General features: G+C 61.1%; 17 protein-coding genes and 1 tRNA gene. 6 read left to right on the top strand and 12 right to left on the bottom strand.

Features of this window, described 5'->3' with window-relative positions; translation table 11 throughout:
* Window position 1: 1 nt before the first annotated feature.
* The 5 genes from ACMG4N_RS03960 to ACMG4N_RS03940 form a co-directional block, all read right to left on the bottom strand.
* The gene (locus ACMG4N_RS03960) at window positions 2-460 is read right to left on the bottom strand and encodes a c-type cytochrome (RefSeq protein WP_035248751.1); all 459 of its coding nucleotides are present in this window, start codon (window positions 458-460) and stop codon (window positions 2-4) included.
* A gap of 99 nt (window positions 461-559) precedes the next feature.
* Entirely contained in the window at window positions 560-3,154 is a 2,595-nt protein-coding gene (locus ACMG4N_RS03955) for a CHASE2 domain-containing protein (protein ID WP_414432935.1), read from the bottom strand.
* 3 nt (window positions 3,155-3,157) lie between these two features.
* Window positions 3,158-4,240 carry a FecR domain-containing protein gene (locus ACMG4N_RS03950; protein ID WP_297764741.1) on the bottom strand — a complete coding sequence of 361 codons (1,083 nt, stop codon included), beginning with the start codon at window positions 4,238-4,240 and terminating at the stop codon, window positions 3,158-3,160.
* 4 nt (window positions 4,241-4,244) lie between these two features.
* The gene (locus tag ACMG4N_RS03945; protein ID WP_062814841.1) at window positions 4,245-4,934 is read right to left on the bottom strand and encodes a response regulator transcription factor; all 690 of its coding nucleotides are present in this window, start codon (window positions 4,932-4,934) and stop codon (window positions 4,245-4,247) included.
* Between the two features lie 117 nt (window positions 4,935-5,051).
* The gene (locus ACMG4N_RS03940; RefSeq protein ID WP_414433299.1) at window positions 5,052-5,375 is read right to left on the bottom strand and encodes a DMT family transporter; all 324 of its coding nucleotides are present in this window, start codon (window positions 5,373-5,375) and stop codon (window positions 5,052-5,054) included.
* A gap of 279 nt (window positions 5,376-5,654) precedes the next feature.
* Between ACMG4N_RS03940 and ACMG4N_RS03935 the strand changes: the two genes are divergently transcribed.
* Window positions 5,655-5,731 (top strand) — tRNA-Arg (locus tag ACMG4N_RS03935).
* Between the two features lie 58 nt (window positions 5,732-5,789).
* On the opposite strand, the gene ACMG4N_RS03930 is transcribed toward ACMG4N_RS03935, so the two are convergent.
* The gene (locus ACMG4N_RS03930; RefSeq protein ID WP_297764725.1) at window positions 5,790-6,806 is read right to left on the bottom strand and encodes an AraC family transcriptional regulator; all 1,017 of its coding nucleotides are present in this window, start codon (window positions 6,804-6,806) and stop codon (window positions 5,790-5,792) included.
* 92 nt (window positions 6,807-6,898) lie between these two features.
* Here ACMG4N_RS03930 and ACMG4N_RS03925 point away from each other — a divergent pair, with 92 nt between their 5' ends.
* The gene (locus tag ACMG4N_RS03925) at window positions 6,899-7,807 is read left to right on the top strand and encodes a fatty acid desaturase family protein (RefSeq protein ID WP_414432934.1); all 909 of its coding nucleotides are present in this window, start codon (window positions 6,899-6,901) and stop codon (window positions 7,805-7,807) included.
* Between the two features lie 365 nt (window positions 7,808-8,172).
* Window positions 8,173-9,480, top strand: a complete 1,308-nt coding sequence (locus tag ACMG4N_RS03920; protein ID WP_414432933.1) for an OmpP1/FadL family transporter — start codon at window positions 8,173-8,175, stop codon at window positions 9,478-9,480.
* A 56-nt stretch (window positions 9,481-9,536) separates the two neighbouring features.
* On the opposite strand, the gene ACMG4N_RS03915 is transcribed toward ACMG4N_RS03920, so the two are convergent.
* The 5 genes from ACMG4N_RS03915 to ACMG4N_RS03895 all read right to left on the bottom strand — a co-directional run bounded on the left by ACMG4N_RS03915 (window position 9,537) and on the right by ACMG4N_RS03895 (window position 12,945).
* The gene (locus ACMG4N_RS03915) at window positions 9,537-11,150 is read right to left on the bottom strand and encodes a PepSY-associated TM helix domain-containing protein (protein ID WP_414432932.1); all 1,614 of its coding nucleotides are present in this window, start codon (window positions 11,148-11,150) and stop codon (window positions 9,537-9,539) included.
* Complete coding sequence (locus ACMG4N_RS03910) at window positions 11,147-11,404, bottom strand: hypothetical protein (protein WP_414432931.1); 258 nt, start codon at window positions 11,402-11,404, stop codon at window positions 11,147-11,149. Before ACMG4N_RS03910 ends, ACMG4N_RS03915 begins: the two co-directional genes overlap by 4 nt.
* Complete coding sequence (locus tag ACMG4N_RS03905) at window positions 11,401-11,670, bottom strand: hypothetical protein (protein ID WP_297764710.1); 270 nt, start codon at window positions 11,668-11,670, stop codon at window positions 11,401-11,403. Before ACMG4N_RS03905 ends, ACMG4N_RS03910 begins: the two co-directional genes overlap by 4 nt.
* 61 nt (window positions 11,671-11,731) lie before the next feature.
* Window positions 11,732-12,334: a hypothetical protein gene (locus ACMG4N_RS03900; protein WP_297764708.1), complete on the bottom strand. Its 603-nt coding sequence runs from the start codon at window positions 12,332-12,334 to the stop codon at window positions 11,732-11,734.
* Complete coding sequence (locus ACMG4N_RS03895) at window positions 12,334-12,945, bottom strand: hypothetical protein (RefSeq protein ID WP_297764705.1); 612 nt, start codon at window positions 12,943-12,945, stop codon at window positions 12,334-12,336. The genes ACMG4N_RS03900 and ACMG4N_RS03895 overlap by 1 nt, the downstream gene beginning before the upstream one ends.
* A 265-nt stretch (window positions 12,946-13,210) precedes the next feature.
* Between ACMG4N_RS03895 and ACMG4N_RS03890 the strand changes: the two genes are divergently transcribed.
* On the top strand, window positions 13,211-13,909 hold the full coding sequence (locus ACMG4N_RS03890) for an HNH endonuclease (RefSeq protein WP_297764702.1): 699 nt from the start codon (window positions 13,211-13,213) through the stop codon (window positions 13,907-13,909).
* Between the two features lie 45 nt (window positions 13,910-13,954).
* Here the strand turns inward: ACMG4N_RS03890 and ACMG4N_RS03885 are convergent, their stop codons facing one another.
* On the bottom strand, window positions 13,955-14,185 hold the full coding sequence (locus tag ACMG4N_RS03885; RefSeq protein ID WP_035248566.1) for a hypothetical protein: 231 nt from the start codon (window positions 14,183-14,185) through the stop codon (window positions 13,955-13,957).
* 213 nt (window positions 14,186-14,398) lie between these two features.
* Between ACMG4N_RS03885 and ACMG4N_RS03880 the strand changes: the two genes are divergently transcribed.
* A complete protein-coding gene (locus ACMG4N_RS03880) occupies window positions 14,399-15,493 on the top strand; it encodes an alpha/beta fold hydrolase (RefSeq protein ID WP_297764697.1) in 1,095 nt (364 codons plus the stop codon).
* Window positions 15,459-16,130 carry a class I SAM-dependent methyltransferase gene (locus ACMG4N_RS03875; RefSeq protein WP_297764693.1) on the top strand — a complete coding sequence of 224 codons (672 nt, stop codon included), beginning with the start codon at window positions 15,459-15,461 and terminating at the stop codon, window positions 16,128-16,130. The genes ACMG4N_RS03880 and ACMG4N_RS03875 overlap by 35 nt, the downstream gene beginning before the upstream one ends.
* Window positions 16,131-16,579 lie beyond the last annotated feature (449 nt).

Raw genomic sequence — 16,579 nt, 5'->3', positions numbered from 1 at the left:
GTTACTGGCTCTGCTCAACCATATACTCGACGGCGGCCTTGATCTCGTCGTCAGAGCAATCCATGCACATACCCTTGGGCGGCATGGCGTTGAAGCCTTCAATGGCGTGCTTGACCAGGGTGGCATTCCCCTTGGCGATACGCGAACCCCAGGCTGCGGAATCGCCGGTCTTCGGGGCGCCCGCAGCACCCGTAGTATGACAGGCCGCACAGGCAGACTGGTGCACTTGCTCACCGCTGCGCGGGCCACTGGCCACTTGCTCTTCGGCAGCGGCAGCGGTGCCGCAATCTTCACCCTCGACACACACAGAACCCACCGGCTGAAGACGTTCGGCAATGGCCCGCTCACTGAATACAGAGCGTTCGCCCAGCGGATACGGGGAAATTTCCTTGGTGCTCTTGGCAGCCACGCTACCGGCGGCAAACAGGGTAGCGACCAGTACCAGGCTGGCAGTCAGCATCTTTTTCACGATTCCACCTCTATTCTCTGTGATTCGCCCGAGGGCGCTGCGGCGGGATTATACCCGCTCAGGGCGTGGGGACAAAACGCTTGCTGTTATTTAGTCTATCTCCACCCGAGGTAATGACAGGGTGAAGCGGCTACCTTCGTTTGGCACACTTTCTACCTGAATGTCACCGCCGTGGCGCTCCGTCACTACCTTGACGAAGCGCAACCCCATGCCCGCGCCCCGGGTGCGGGCGCCACCACTGGTGCTGGCGCGACTGAAACGCTGGAACAGCCGTTCCTGGAATTCCGGCGGAATGCCCACACCCCGGTCGCGCACTTCACAGAGCACGGCCTCTTCCCGGGCGTACAGGCGCACATCCACGGAACTGCCCGCATGGCTGTACTTGATGGCATTGGTGAGCAAATTCACCATTAATCGCTCGAGTAATTCGTTATTGCCCAGCACCCAGACCTCCTGATGGGGGTCATAATCAAAGCGCAGGGTGATACCGGCCTGCTGGGCCTGAATCTGCACCATGTCGATGGCGCTCTCCACCACATCGAGCATGTCCTGCTCGTTCATTTCCACCGATTCCACCGCTTCCACCCGGGCCAGCTGCAGGAACTGCTCGGCGATACTCAGGTTGCGCTGGGCATAGTGCTGCACGTTGTCCAGAAAACCCTCCAGGGACTGCCCATCCCCCTGCTGACGCATTTTCTCGGTAAGCGCCAGCACCGACACCATGGGGGAGCGCAGGTCGTGGGAGAGGAAGTCCAGCATCTCCGAGCGGGCGCGCATGGCCTGCTTCACGTCGCTGATATCCTTGAAAGAGATGATCATCATCCGCCCCGGGTTATCCCCGGCATGCACCAGCAGGATATCCAGGTAGAGGTCGTTCCCCTGGCGGTTACGGCACTCCAGTTGGGTCCGCCCCTCGGCCAAAGCCTGACGCAACAGCTCGTCCCAGCCATGCTCGCGCAGGTCCAGCTCCCGGCCCAGATCTGTCACCATGGGCTGGCCCGCATCCAGGGCACCCATTTCCAGACCGAGCAGAAAAGAAGCCTGGGGGTTGGCGTAGACAATCACCCCGCAGGCATCGGCGATGATCACCCCTTCACGGATCTGCGCCAGAGTCACCTGGAAGAAGCGGGTCAGGGCTTCCTGACGATCTTCTTCCCGGCGCAGCCGATCGATATGTTTTTCCAGCACTTCATAGCGCGGCCCCACGGTGGGGGCATGGGTGCGCACCCGTACCAGCATGGCCCGTACCCAGTAGTCATAGGTATCCGCATGCAGGGCCTGATGCCACACCAGGTCCAGTTCGTAGCGACGTCCCTCATGCTTGAAGCGGTACTGGCGCGCCAGCGACCCTTTCCAGGTAGATGCGGGGAGGCTGTCGCCGCCGCGCCAGGGCTTTTCCCCTCCCAGCAATCGCCAGGCACGCACGGGCAGCACCTGATCGAACATCCGCCCCATCTGCTCCAGGGTGGAGGGCCGGGTCAGGCGCTGATTCAAATCGCTGTATTCGGACAACCGCTCCAGGGCATGACGCATATAGGACAGGGAGTATTCCAGGCGTCGCCAGGTCCACAGCGGGTACCCCATCAACGCCGCCGCCATGGCACCGGAAGGCGGGAACCACAGCCGCAACACGATCAACACCACCATGCTTGTCAGCAGACAAAGCAGAATTACCCCGGCAACCAGAGGAATGCTCCAGCGCGGCAGTACATAGGGCAGCAACAGCGGCGCCAACAACGCCAGCACAGACCCCAGCACCAGCACACTGCTCATGGGCAGCTCCCGGATCAGCCGGTCCGAGCGCAGGGCATCCAGTAGATTGGCGTTGACCTCCACCCCGGCCATCAACTCGCCCTGGCTGGCCATGGGCGTGGGCAACATGTCACCCAGGCCGGCGGCGGTGGCACCAATCAGCACGATCTTGTCGCGGATCAGCTGTTCCGGAATCAGGTTATTAAGCAACTCCACCGCGGACACCTGCGGGTAGCTGTTGGGGCCGCTGACAAAGGGCACATAACGGTGGTAGCGACGGACATTGGCCAGCCCGGAGAATTCCTCGCCCTTGTTGGCCGGGAAGGTATTCTCCGGGAGCATCCCTTCCTGGATCAGCAGGGTCTGGGTGATATGCGGCCACCAGGCCTGACCGATGCCGGAGCGCATGTACACGGAGCGGGCCACACCGTCGCTGTCCAGCTCCAGATCCACGTGCCCAAGGCCGGCTGCGGCACGGGCAAATGGTGCGTAGGGCAAGACTTCGATGAGCTGGCCACCGGCCCGCAGTTGCTCCACGTGCACCGGCAGATAGACATGACCATTGGCCGCCATGGCCTGCACCAGGGCCAGATCGGAATCCGGGTTGTTGCGGTCCGGCTCGGACAGGATCAGGTCCACCAGTATCGCCCGCGCCCCCATCTCGGTGAGACGGTTGATTAACTGGGCGTGGACCTTGCGATCCCAGGGCCAGCGACCGATTTCCCGCAGGCTGTATTCGTCAATACCGACGATGACCAGATCCGGGGACGGGTCGTCCGGGAGGGTTTTGAGAAGGTTGTCGTAGATGTAGCGGTCAACGAAGGACAAGGCCCCGCTGATACTCAGCAGGGCGCAGAGGCCGACCACCAGAAACAGCACTGATATGTGTTCAGCCAGATAGCGGCGCTGATAGGTATTCAGGCGCGAGCGCATCCGTTACAGCGCCAGCAACAACGCAGCCCCGCCCAGAAAGACCCACAGATCCCATTTTGACTCTTTTTCCGGCTCCACCGGCGGCGCAGGCTCAATGGAGAAATGGGTCCAGCTCTCGTGGCCACGCAGGCCGTTTTCATCCACCGCACGTACCAGCAGACGGTAATCGCCTACCGGTAGATCCTGTTGCCAGTGGCCGGTCTGCAGGGATGCCTGCCCCAACAACAACGCATCCCGCTGGCGATACCACTCCAGCCAGTAGCTGTCCGCATCCGCCTGGGTAGGCCACGCTGCCGTCACATCCTCATGGGTCACTGCCAGCTCCACCGCCGGGGCCGGCAACAGGGGAACCGGCTCGATGGGCGGCTGGTCGAGCCGGGCCAGGGTGGCGAACCCGGCTTGCACATCACGGCGGGTGCCCCGGGCACTGACATCCACCCGACCATCCACGACTTCGTTGCGGGTGGTTTCGCCGGCGTCCACGCTGACGTAGTACTCGGTACCTCGCACCGCCGCGACCGCGCCGGGAGTGAAGACCTTGAAGGTACGATCATCGTTGCTGGCCGGGGTCACCGTGTTGCGAATATTACCGCGCTGCAGACGCAGTTCGGTCTGCTCGCCCTGCTGATCCAGGAAACGGCGATAGCGATTGACCACCAGCAGGCTGCCAGGCTTGATCACCACTTCGGACTGATCGGCAAACTGTAATCGGGCACTGGCTCCGGTAGCGGTTTCCAGCGCATCGCCAAAGGCGACCGTCTCGCCATTCTGCACCTGACGGGCCTCGCCACCCGCCGCGGGGTACAGCATGACCTCACCGCTGACTGCGACAATCCGCGCAGGAATGGGCTTTTCCTTCAGCCAGGCAATGGGCACAAGAAGGTTCTGGCCCGGCTCGACACTGTGAGGGTTTTTCAGGGAATTATGGCTGGCCAGATCGCGCCAGCAGGCTGCCGGCTCCTGGGCAAACTGCTGGCAGACCTTCCACAGGGTGTCACCCGGGCGCAGGGTGTAATGCCAGTCGTCGGATGCTGCTGCGGCAGTCGTCAGTCCCAGCAGCAAGGCTGCACACAACCAGACCCTCATAGCGTTATTCCTCAATCGGCTCCAGGCGGTAACCATGCTGGTAAACCGTCTTGATGCGGTAGCCCTGTTCCGGGCGTATCTGCAGGCTGCGACGGATGCGGCTGATATGCACATCCACAGTACGAGATTCGATCGGAGTCATGATACCCCAGACCTTTTCCAGCAGGTGGGCACGACTCATCAGCTTGCCCACATTCTGGAACAGATAGCTGGCAAGCTCATAATCCTTGTCGGTCAGCTTCACCGGCTCGTCCGCCAGCAGGATCTGCCGCCGCGACCGGTCCACCGTCCACGGCCCCACTGTCAGGGCTGTTTCATCATCCATATCCGATACCCCCGCCCGGCGCCCTAACGCGGCTATCCGGGCCAGCAATTCCGCTTGCTTGGTAGGCTTGACCATATAGTCGTCCGCACCCTGGGACAGGGCTCCAACAATGGAGGACTCATCGTCCCGCTGGGTGGCAAACAGCACCGGGGTGCGGTTGCCGCTGGCCCGAACTTCCTCCAGCACGGCGTAGCCATTCATATCCGGCACTTCCCAATCGAGCACCAAAATGTCGAAGGTGTCGCGCCGCAACAGGGACATGAACTCGCGCCCGCTGGCCAGGTGAATACAGTTATGGCCCGCTTCCTTAAGCCAGTGAGTGACAAGCTCAGCCTGAGCCATGTCATCTTCCAGATAAGCAATGCGCACAGTTTTCTCCATCAGTTGGCGGCCAACATCTGCCCGCAGAGGGTACCGATTTATCGGGGGATTCATGGGAAAAGATTGTAAAATGGACAGCACACGCGTGCGAGCCGAAACTCGCCATCAGGCTGACGATGCGGTCAACTTGAGACCGATAATACCGACCACCACCATCCCCATGAAGGCCAGCCGTGACAGGCTGGCAGGGTCCTTGAAGAACAGAATGCCCAACACGGTAATCCCCACTGCCCCGAGCCCGGTCCAGACAGCATAGGCGGTACCCACCGGAATGCCCTTCATGGCATAGGACAACATCAGCATGTTCAGGGCGGTGAGCACCAGCGCCGTGCCGATGGACGCCACACCGGGCTGCATCTGAATCCATTTGAGGCTCATGGCCCAGGCAATTTCCACGATCACTGCCAGTAATAGCACAATCCAGTACAGGTTCATCCTGTTTCCTCCGATACACTTGCCTGTTGTTACAGACACGGGCTCGTTGGGGGAAACAGCACTGCCGGAAACCCGAAAGAGGCAGACTGCCGCGAAATGACTGCCGTGATCGCACGGCGCGCGCAGATTATAAGCATCTGCGTCCACAATGCATCCCATCCATGGACGCCAACGCCACAACCGGCTATCATTCGCGCCCGTTGAACCCCCAAGTTCTTCATCTGCAGACCGCCGGCACTGACCAACCTCATTCGGCTATCTGCAATACGTTTTGCGCCCGTAGCTCAGCTGGATAGAGCGTTGCCCTCCGGAGGCAAAGGTCAGAGGTTCGAATCCTCTCGGGCGTGCCAAATAAAAGAAAGGGGCCTCCCACCCGGGAGGCCCCTTTTTTGTGCCCCATCGCGGATATCACCCAGGCAAATCCTCCCTGTACTCGCTGGGCGAGCAGCCCTGCCAGCGCCGAAAAGCGCGCACGAAGCCGCCGGCGTCGTTATAGGCCAGGTGGGCGGCGACCTCTTCGATTTTCATTGTGGTGTTGCCGAGCAGCTGCAAGGCCAGTTGCCGGCGCTCCTCTTCGACCAGGTCGCGGTAGCTGGTGCCTTCCTGTTCCAGTTTGCGACGAAGACTGCGCGTAGAGAGGGCCAGCTCGCTGGCCATGTCGTTAAGGGTAGCGCCGAGGCCCAGCTCTCCGAGCAGTTTCTGGCGAACCTTGCCGGCGACGCCACTGCTTTCCACGGTGTCCATACGCTGCCGGCATTGCTGCTCTAGCATGCGGGTCAGCACCGGATCGTAGCCGGGGAACGGCTGGTTGGCCCCGGCACGGCTGACCAGGATACGGTTGGCGCGGGCATGAAAGGTGGGCATCACCCCGCACAGCTCCGCCACGGCGGACGCCGCCACATCCGGTTCGCCAGTGAACTCGATACCCGTAAACGCCACCCCCTGAAACGTGATTTCCCTGACCAAATTGAGAGCAGTGGCCATGTCCCGCTCGAGCAAAAACTGGCGCAAGTGCGCCGGTATCGGGTCGGGATCGAATGTCACGCCGAACGTATCGCCCTGCTCACAGACCGTAATCCGGCAGTAGGCGGTGCTCAACGGCAGGTAACGTACGCCCAGAGCGGCGGCATCGCGCAGGGTCTTGCAGGTGCGCAGGGCGAACCCCCATACCCCGAAGGTGGCCAGGTTGTATTGCCGGCCCAGCTCAAAACCGCCCACTCCTGCTGCCGGCAGTGCCAGCATGAGGTTTTCGATCAGGCGCATTTCCTGGGTGCGGGTCACCAGACCCTCGCCACTGGACAGGGCTTCGTCGGCAATGCCGGTGCCGAGCAGGCAGGTTTGCCGGTCGATGCCATGTCGTTGGGCGAAGTTGAGCATGACCTGACTGATGGCCACCGGGTGAAGCTTGTCGTCTGAATGCTGCATTGCCCGTCCCGTCACACTCTGGCCACTTAGGCAGGGCGATTGGCCACGGCGGCTATTCTGGTTGTTGTGGGAGCACCGTAGTGTTGAGCCTGATGATACTCACAAGAGGCAACACCATGGATGCGGCCACATTGAACAAGCAGGCCATTGCCTGCGCCAAGCACTATATGGGGAAAACCGCCTGGCCGACAATCTTGCTGACCCTGGCCGTGGTCACCGCCGTTGTTGTCACTCTCGTTCTGTTTGCCAGTGGCACCCTGCCGGCCTGGGGCGCCTATCTGTTGGTGGCGGCGCTGACTTATATCTCCTACACGCCGCTGCATGAGGCGGCCCATGGCAACATCCACGGGCAAAATGACCGCCATAAATGGGTCAACGATCTGTGCGGGTATCTGGTGGCGCCGATCATTGCGATTCCCTATGCCTCCCACCGCATCGAGCACTTTACCCACCACCGCTATACCAACCAGCCGGACAAGGATCCGGACTTCATTATCAGCGGAATGCAGAAAGGCCCCCTGGGCCTGTTGGCCGCCGGCCTGCGTTTCCAGTGGGTGCAGAATACGTTTTTTATTCAGCACAGCTGGGGCAGCGCGTCGCTGAAGGAAAAACTGATTTATTGCGCCGAGCTGGTGGTCTCACTGGGCTGGCGGATTGCCTTTCTGGTCATGGTGGACCAGCCCGGCACGGTGGCGGTGATTCTGCTCGGCTACTACACCGGCGGACTCTTCACCGCCTACTGGTTTGCCTATCGCCCGCATCACCCCTACAAGGTCAGTGACCGCTATCGCAATACCAACAGCCTGATTATGCCTCGCTGGATGAAACCGCTGGAGTGGTTCTGGCTGGGGCAGAACCTGCATTCCATCCACCACCTGTTCCCACGAGTGCCATTTTATCGGTACCACGCCCTGCATCGGGACATCGAGCCGATTCTGCAGGCACAGGGCACACCGATCATCGGGGTGTTCTCGCGCAAACCGGTAACAGGCCGCTCCTGACAACAGCCACCCCTCCATTGCCCCAGTCTGGCGCGGCAACCCCGATTGACGCGCCCATGCCTTCTCGCTGCCCTGACCAACGCATTCGCCAGCACCTTACTGGCGCCGAAAAGGGCTTCCTGCCGTCCACGCTACTCGCCCCATCACTGTGCCATTGCGCAACACCAGCGGGCCTCCATCCACAAAGCAAAAAGCGGTAAACACTCAATTTGTTTTCGAATCACCTTCACAACAATAAACATCATGTTTCCGCAATAATGACGCTTTTATCCTGTTTTTTCGGCGACATTGACGACAAACACTCTGTAATAATTTGTGTCCGAATGTTAACTTGCGCGCGCAAAAAACAACTCGGGAAAGCTATCATGAAGTATTCGAACAACGTCCTGCTGGCAGCAGCCATTGCCGCGGCTTCCGGCCAGGCCCTGGCCAACGGCCTGGCCCTCAACGAACAAAGCGCCAGCAGCGCCGGCTCCGCCTACGCCGGTCGCGCTTCCACCGCTGCCAACGCCAGCACCCTGTATGGCAACCCGGCCGGCATGAGCCGCCTCAAACGTGCCGAGATCAGCGGTGGTCTGGCCTTTATCGACGCCAGCACCGACATCCGTAATCCCCAGGGAAAACTGGGCCAGGGCGGCAGCAACGACGGTGACATGGTGCCCTTCACCACCATTCCTTTCGGCTATTACGTCACCCCGCTCAACAACAAATGGCATGCCGGCATCGGCCTGTACGCGCCCTTTGGCGTCATCAGTGATTACGAGGATGGCTGGCAGGGCCGCTACAACGGCCTGAAAAGCGAAGTACAGGTTGTGACCATCCAGCCAACCCTGAGCTACGCCTTCACCGACAAGGTATCGGTAGGCTTTGGCCCCACTCTCAACCGCATCGACGGCGCCCTGAGCAGCAACGTGCCCAACGCTGCCGTGCCCGGCCCGATAGCCGGCAGCGGTGACGCCGAGGTGGATATCGAAGGCGACGATCTGGCCGTGGGCTATACCCTGGGCCTGCTGGTAGCAGTGAACGACCGGCTGGACTGGGGGCTGACCTATCACTCCAAGACTGACTACTCCCTGGAAGGTCGCACCAAGGTCAGTGGCGCCAACGGCATGCTGGGCCCGATTCCACCCAACCCGATGATTCCCACCGGCCTGCCCGGGCTCAATGGCAGCTACGATGCAGAGCTGGATATCACCATGCCGGAGTCCGTGGATACTTCCGTCAGCTTCCGGGCCACCGACAAACTGACTCTGAATCTGGGCACCACCTGGACCCGCTGGAGCCGCCTGAGAGGCATTGAAGTGAACAACAGCGGCGTACACCCGGCTTACGCGGGCAGCTTCGCCACCATTTCCGAAGAGCTGAAATGGGAAGACACCTGGGCCGTTGCCTTCGGTGGCGCCTACCAGATGAACCCGCAATGGGTGGTGCGTGCCGGCTACGCCCGGGACAACTCGCCCACCAAAGATGCCCATCGCACCGTGCGGATTCCGGTCAGCGACCGGGATATCTTCACCCTGGGCGCCGGCTGGAGCCCCACCGCCGATCTGACCCTGGATGCGGCATACGCGTACCTGCAAGAGAAGAAAGGCAAGGTGGATCAGTCAAGCTACCGCGCCGAGTTTGAAAACAGCGCCCACGGCTTGAGCCTGCAGGCCACCTACCGCTTCTGAAGCGGGAACAAAAAAGGGCCGGAATATCCGGCCCTTTTTTTGTGCAAGCGTCTGCGTTATCTGGCCGAGTGCGAGGCCGCCGCATCGGCTTCCCGCTCGGTGTCGGCAAGATGCTTGGGATCGCCCTCGGAGACCTTGCCCACCCACAGCGGATGGGGCTCGGCCTGGCGTATCCGCTTGCGGAACTGGCGCCGCACCACCCACAGGCTGGCCGCCACGACCAGCAACAACAGATTCACCAGCCGGTTATCCGCTTCCAGCCAGGCATGGCTGCCTTCCAGTACCGTCTGCAACAGCGGGATGGCGAGATAGCAGAACGGCGCGATGCGCAGCATCTGGCTGCTGAATCGCAGCGGCGACGCGCGCAGACTCCAGACCACCAGCAACACCAGGATCAAGGCAAACACGCCCCGTTCCGCCATGGCCACCAGCCCCGCCAACGGGGTATGGGGCAACAGCTTGCTGGCCAGGAAACTGAAGGCAATACCGATCACCACGCCGGCACAGATCCCCACAGTCAGACGCAACAGGAAGGCCGAGGAACGCCCCGGACCGGTGCGATCCGAACGGCGCTCGCACCAGAGAATATTACCGGAAACAAACAGCAGCGAGCCCAGCAGCCCCAGGACGAAATACAACAGTTTTACCAGCAGGCCGCCGTAATCACCGAAGTGCAGGGAGTAAACCGGCGACAGGCTGGCAAAGTTGAGGCTGCGCTGCCCCGGCGCAATCACGCGCAACGGCCCCAAGGTCGGGTCCAGCACCACATGGGCATGGTGCCCCACATACCCGGGCACGGAGCCGGCCACATCAATCCAGCCGGCGGCATCGCCATAGCCACGAATTTCCAGCCAGTCCACGGTCAGTTCCGGCAGCTCATTGCGAGCGGCGGACAGCACATCGTCCATGCGCGGCATGATCACGCTGTTGCCCTGGCTCTCCACCGCAGACCACACTTCGGTTTGCTCGGTGATCACCCCGCGCAGCTGGGGTCCGAACACCAGCGCCCCCAGCAACACCGCCACCACCGTGAACATGCCCATGGCAGCGCCGGTCACCGACATGATCAGATGGAACGGGAAACTGATAATGCCGATCACGTTGTGCAGGTTTTTCCAGTAACGGCGCATGTTGCCCTCGTGCTTGAGAGCAAAGAATTCCTTGCGGAGTTTCGGCCAGTGAATCAGCAGCCCGCTGAAAAGCGCGACCCCGTACATCACCGAAATCAGCCCCATAAACGTCATGCCGATATTGATCGGCCAACCGGGATTGGGAATCCCCAGGGCAAAATGCAACTCGTTGATGAAATCCGCCAACGCCGAACGGGGAGCGTCTTCATGCACTCCCTGGGCATTGAAATCAGTGGCATGGGCGGTGACCCAATCGTCCTTGGAGGACTCCAGCCACATCACCCCGGGGTCTTCATCGTCGGGAAGCAGGTAGAGACGTTTGCGGGCATCCGGGTATTGTTCGGTGACCTGCTCCAGCAGCCGGTCCATGCCCATGGGCGTGGCGGCCTGCTCCGCGAAATGCGGCTCCTGCCAGTGATGCAGCTCGTGGTGAAACACATTGATGGCGCCAGCGAAAAAGGCCACAAACAGCGCCAGACCGCTGGCCACGCCCAGCCAGGCATGCAGGTCGATCATCCGGCGCAAGCGCTCTCCTTTCATGCGCCCACTCCGTACAACGGTGTGGCCTGCAGGGCCAGCCAGGCAGCCAGATTGCCCACCAACAGGGCGATCAGCGGCGGCCAGGTCTTTGTCGGCAGGGCCACCAGCAATGCCAGCAGCATCCACAGCACGATGGCCGCAATCAGTTGCAGCACCAACCAGCCTTGCCAGGGCATCGGCAATACCGCCGCTACGAGCCCGATCAGCATCAACGACAAGGGAAGACTGAGCAGCACGCCCAGAAAATATCTCATCCGCGCTGCCCCCGCTGGAAGCTGTCGCGATAATGCCCGGCCATCAACGGCAACAGCATCGCCGGCAGGGCAAACACCCAGAGCCCCACAAAGAGCCCGACACCCACTCCCAGAATTACCACCCAGAGGGCGGTGGCTGCGACCAGCAACAACAAGGCCAATAGCCGCGACAGCCCCGGTAGGGGCTGATCCAGCCAGCGCTGTTGGCGATCACTGAGATAAAAAAGGACAACACTGGCCAGGGTGGCCAGAACGGCAAACCACATGGGAGAAGAACCCTGAAGACCTGATAATGGTTCTCATTTAATAACAGTCCGGCAGGCCCCGTCAATCCGTACGGACACCACTCTCCTCACGCAACGGCAATAAGTGCTGGGTAGCTTCACTCAGTTTGGCGGTGGACAGCTGGTTCCAGTCCACTGCGCCCCGGTCCGGCATCCACACATCCTGGAACGCCGCCGCATCGGCCAGCGCCATTTCCGGGGTCAGCATGGCCACGCCGTGGTGATCACCGGCAATACCACCGGCCTGCCGCACCGCCGCCCACCATGCCGGGGGCCGCCAGCGCAGGGCCACGCCCGGCAGGTTGCAATTCAATTCACGCTCCGACACACAGCATTCCAGGAGCGTGTCGCGCTGGGCACTGAGGCCCTGCCGCCAGAGGACCGAGCCTGCCACCATCACCAGCGAGGGAAAAGCCCGCAACAGGCCACGGCAGCGATCCGCCTCATCCAGTTCCTCGCCCAGTATTACCTTGAAGAAAACCGGCCGCGGTGGCGCCACCTGCTTGATGACGCCAGCTTCCAGCCAGCGCAGGGCCACATCCAGAGCCTGGTCTTCCTCTCCGGGCAACAATTGCTTCAGGTCTGACAGGGCAAACACCCGCGGCAGGCTTTCCAGAGCCGGGGACAGTCGATTCGCTGCCAACATTAACGGTCCACCAGATTAGCCAGAGGTAACTGCAGACCCAGCCACTGGCGCATCGTCATTACCCGATGCAGAAGATGACAGATCGCGGTCAACCGGCGCGGCTCGGGCAAGCCGCTGCTGCGCAGGCCCGCCACTTCTTCCAGTTGTCGCTGCAACATGTTGATCTCTCGACTACGGCTGTCCGTGGGGCGCTGATACTGGGCCAGCCGCAGGGTCAACAGCTGCCCCTGGAGATCGTCCTCAAGCGCCGCATAGGCCCGTTCGATCAGGCTGTGGCTGGTCAGGTGGCGCAGCATCCCGGAAGAATGGCGACGCCGCCCGGCACGGCGCACCGGGCTGACAAACATCGCCAGCAAGCCCACCACACGATGCAACAGCGGCAACCAGGAAGCGCCTCTGCGGGTCGCCTGCAGGTACCACCACCAGGCCCGCAATCGACCAATGTCCTTGCGCAGCATCCGCACCCTGGCGTAATGGCGCCCCTCACCGCTGGAGGCATAACTGGCGCGATAAACCGCCAGATACTCACCCAGCGCCTGAAGGCGATGTTCTACGGCGGTAAGCGCCAACTCCTGCTGACGCCACCTCTCCGTTTCCGGTTGGCTTCCCATAGCCGAGACTCCTGCAACTGCTACTACTTGAAATGCACTGCAAACAACACTCTGGACAGACCGCACGCATGAAGCGGCCACAGCCCGGCAGCTTCACTCTAGCGACGACCCGGAGCTATCCACAGTGGAATTTCGTTTTGCCTCGTTGCCGTTTGTATCTTGTTGCTATCGGATCATTGCCTGAATTTGCAGTGTAAGATATCGCCTACATATTTGCGGGGTGATATCCTGATCATATTGCCGCTCCCCTCCCAGGACTTCCCTTTTGCCCAATCGACTCCTTGCTGGTTTCCTGATCGCTATCGCCAGCCTCGTCCACAGCCACCCCGGGGGGCTGGACAAGCAGGGCGGCCACACCGACCGGACCAGCGACCAGTACCACTGCCATCGCGAACCCTGCCTGACCCTGCATCGCCAGCAACAACAGGCGGAACAGGAAGCCCGCCAGCAGCAACGGGCTTTTTCCGGCCTTTACGAGCGACGTGACTGGCCCCACTGGCTGGATGAGGATGGCGACTGCCAGGACACCCGGGCAGAGATCCTGATTGCCACCAGCCAGGTCCCCGTGACCTTTACCCGGGATGACCGCTGCACCGTGGCCAGCGGACGCTGGCACGACCCCTATAGTGGCGAGACCTTTACCATCGCCGGCGACCTGGATATCGACCACCTGGTGCCACTGCGCCATGCCCACGGCCATGGCGGCGATGGCTGGGAAGAGCGCCACCGGCGTCAGTTTGCCAATGATCCGGCCAATCTGTTGCCAGTATCTGCCAGCGCTAATCGCAGCAAGGGCGCGGGCAGCCCGGACCAGTGGCTACCGGAAAACCAGGATTACTGGTGTCAGTACGGGCAGCACTGGCAACAGATCAAGCAGCGCTACCGGCTACTGATCACGCCACCGGAACAACAAGCCATCGACAGATTACTGGCGACCTGCCAAGTGGCAGAAAGGCGCCCATAAAAAAAGCCGCCCGAAGGCGGCTTTTTCAGCATGTATCCGCTGCCATTACTGCTCGGCGGCGTCCTTCATGCTCTCGGCTGATTCTTCAGCGCTGTCATAGGCATTGTCCAGATCTTCGCCCATTTCTTCCATGGGACCTTGCGGGTTCATGGAGTCTACCGCTTCGTCCACTTTTTCACCGGCCTTTTCCACCGGCCCGTCGCTGCTGTCACAACCCGCCAGCAGGGCGGAAGAGGCAAACAATGCTGCTAAAGCTGCTTTACCGAAAGTATGCATAGACTCACTCCTTGAAATATCAGCCATTAAGACAATCTAGACTGTATCGTCATCTCGGGCTACTCACCAAGAACAAACACGCAAAGCCCGGGCATTTTACGAATCATTACGTTGCCAGCCCAATATGCCGAAGGATTTTTACGCAGCCACGCCCTGTCGTTTCCGACAGACTGGCAGCGCCCTGCTATGATGCGAGCAAGATAAGGAGAACCCATGAAGCAATTAGGCCGAAATGTGGGCGGGCTGGCGCAACTGGTTACCCGTGTGGGCAACGAAATCACCCAGGTGGTGCAGGATATTCATGGCACTGTGGCCAATCCGTTCGGCCTGCGCGGCAACGACTACACCCCCGCGCCGATGGTCTACAACCTGATCCGTTACGGCTTTCGCCAGGCGGGCAATGTGGCAGGCATGGCGGACCTGCTGGCGGACCCCAACCGGGAACTGCGCGACAGCCTGGATCTGCAAAGCATCGTCAACGGGGTTTTCGGGCAATTACTGGCCGAACAGAACAGCCCTTATGCCCTGCCGATGAAGTTACTACCCACCGGCCCGGCGCAAGGCGACACCCTGGTGGTGTTTGTCCATGGCCTGTGTATGAACGATGCCTGCTGGAACAACCCGGCGGCTGATGCCTTCAGCCACTGGGCCCGCGGTGAGCTGAAAGCCGATGTTCGCTATCTGCGCTATAACACCGGCCTGCACATCTCCGACAATGGCCGCAAACTGGCCGGGCTGCTGGCCCATACTGCCCTGCCCCGGAGAGTCATCCTGATTGGCCACTCCATGGGTGGGCTGGTGGCCCGCAGCGCCCTGCATCAGGGCCGCCAGCGTGGCGACGCCTGGACCGACAAGGTCACTCATCTGGCCTGCCTGGGCTCCCCCCATCAGGGCGCCCTGCTGGAGCGCGCCGGCAACCAGGCCAACCGCCTACTCGGCGCGACTCCCTACTCCCGCCCGCTGATGCGGCTGGCCAATCTGCGCTCCGATGGCATCCGCGACCTGCGCTTTGGCTATGTGCTGGAAGACCAGTGGCGCGACCGCCCCCTGGACGAGCCACGCCCCAGCAGCAAGGTGCCACTGGACTCTCAGGTGGAGCAGTTGTTCATCGCCGGCAGCGTCAGCGAACCCGGCCACCCACAACCCCGCGGGGACTGGCTGGTAACCGTTGACAGCGGACTCGCCACCCGCCTCTATCCAGAGGCTGAGGGACTCACCCGAGAGCTGTTCTACCAGATGGGGCATATGACCATGATCGAGGAAAGCCGGACTTATGCGCGCATCCAGCGGTGGCTGGAATCAAGCTGACATGCAGCATTGCACGCTTTGCGGCAACCTCGCACAACCGTTTGCCCAGCTGGATGCCCGTGACTTTTTTCGTTGCGACACCTGCCACCTGACCTTTGCAGACCCGGCCACCCTGCCAGACCCGGAAACCGAAAAAGCCCACTACGACCATCACAACAATGCCCCGGGGGACGCCGGCTATCGGCGATTCCTGTCACAGCTGGCCGACCCGCTAGGTGAGCGCCTGAAACCCGGTGACTGCGGCCTGGACTTCGGCTGCGGACCGGGCCCGGCGCTGGCACAGATGCTGACCGAGCGCGGGTTTGCCTGTCGCACCTATGATCCGATCTACGACCCGGACCCGGCACCGCTGGATCAGCAATACGACTTTGTCACCTGCACGGAAGTGGTGGAGCATCTACATCGCCCCGAACGGGAATGGCAGCAATTCACCCGGCTGGTGAAACCCGGTGGCTGGCTGGGCATCATGACCCACTGGCTGGTCGACGATAACGCCTTCGCCCACTGGTATTACCACCGCGACCCGACCCATGTGTGTTTCTGGCAGCCGCACACCTTCGCCTGGCTGGCCCGCGAACAAGGCTGGCACGTCACGCTGGTGGACAACCCGGTGGTATTGATGCAGAAGGCGCCGTAGGTCGATCAGTGGAGAAACGCCCCCCCGACATATTGCATGCTTCGAATTTTTTCCGACGTCCTGTATCGAACCTGTCGCTACCCAGCCACCATCACCGCCACCCCCACCGCCAGCAATGCCAGCGGCACGATAATGATAGCCTGGCGGGCAAAGCGAGCTGCCCAGTGTTGATGCGTGCCGTAATCCCGTTCCATGAAGCCCCCTTCACAACAAATTCACACCCGAGGCACCGAGTATAGGAGGCACAAGTTGACGGTTAATCGCCCATATGGGTGAAAGATTGATGGCAACGCCACACAAACGCACTACGCAATTATTGTATTAATGGGTTCATCGCAACGCTTCATATCAGGCAAAATAAAAGAAAGGCCTGTAAAAGCAGTAGCTTGCAGTCAGCCCTCCACCGGCGTCACGTCGCCGAACCCCCCCCCCTTTTTCCTTACTCCAGA

This window comes from Alcanivorax sp. IL2 (genome assembly GCF_047495475.1).
In the GTDB taxonomy this organism is placed as follows: domain Bacteria; phylum Pseudomonadota; class Gammaproteobacteria; order Pseudomonadales; family Alcanivoracaceae; genus Alcanivorax.
This window is presented reverse-complemented; position numbering and strand designations above follow the sequence as displayed.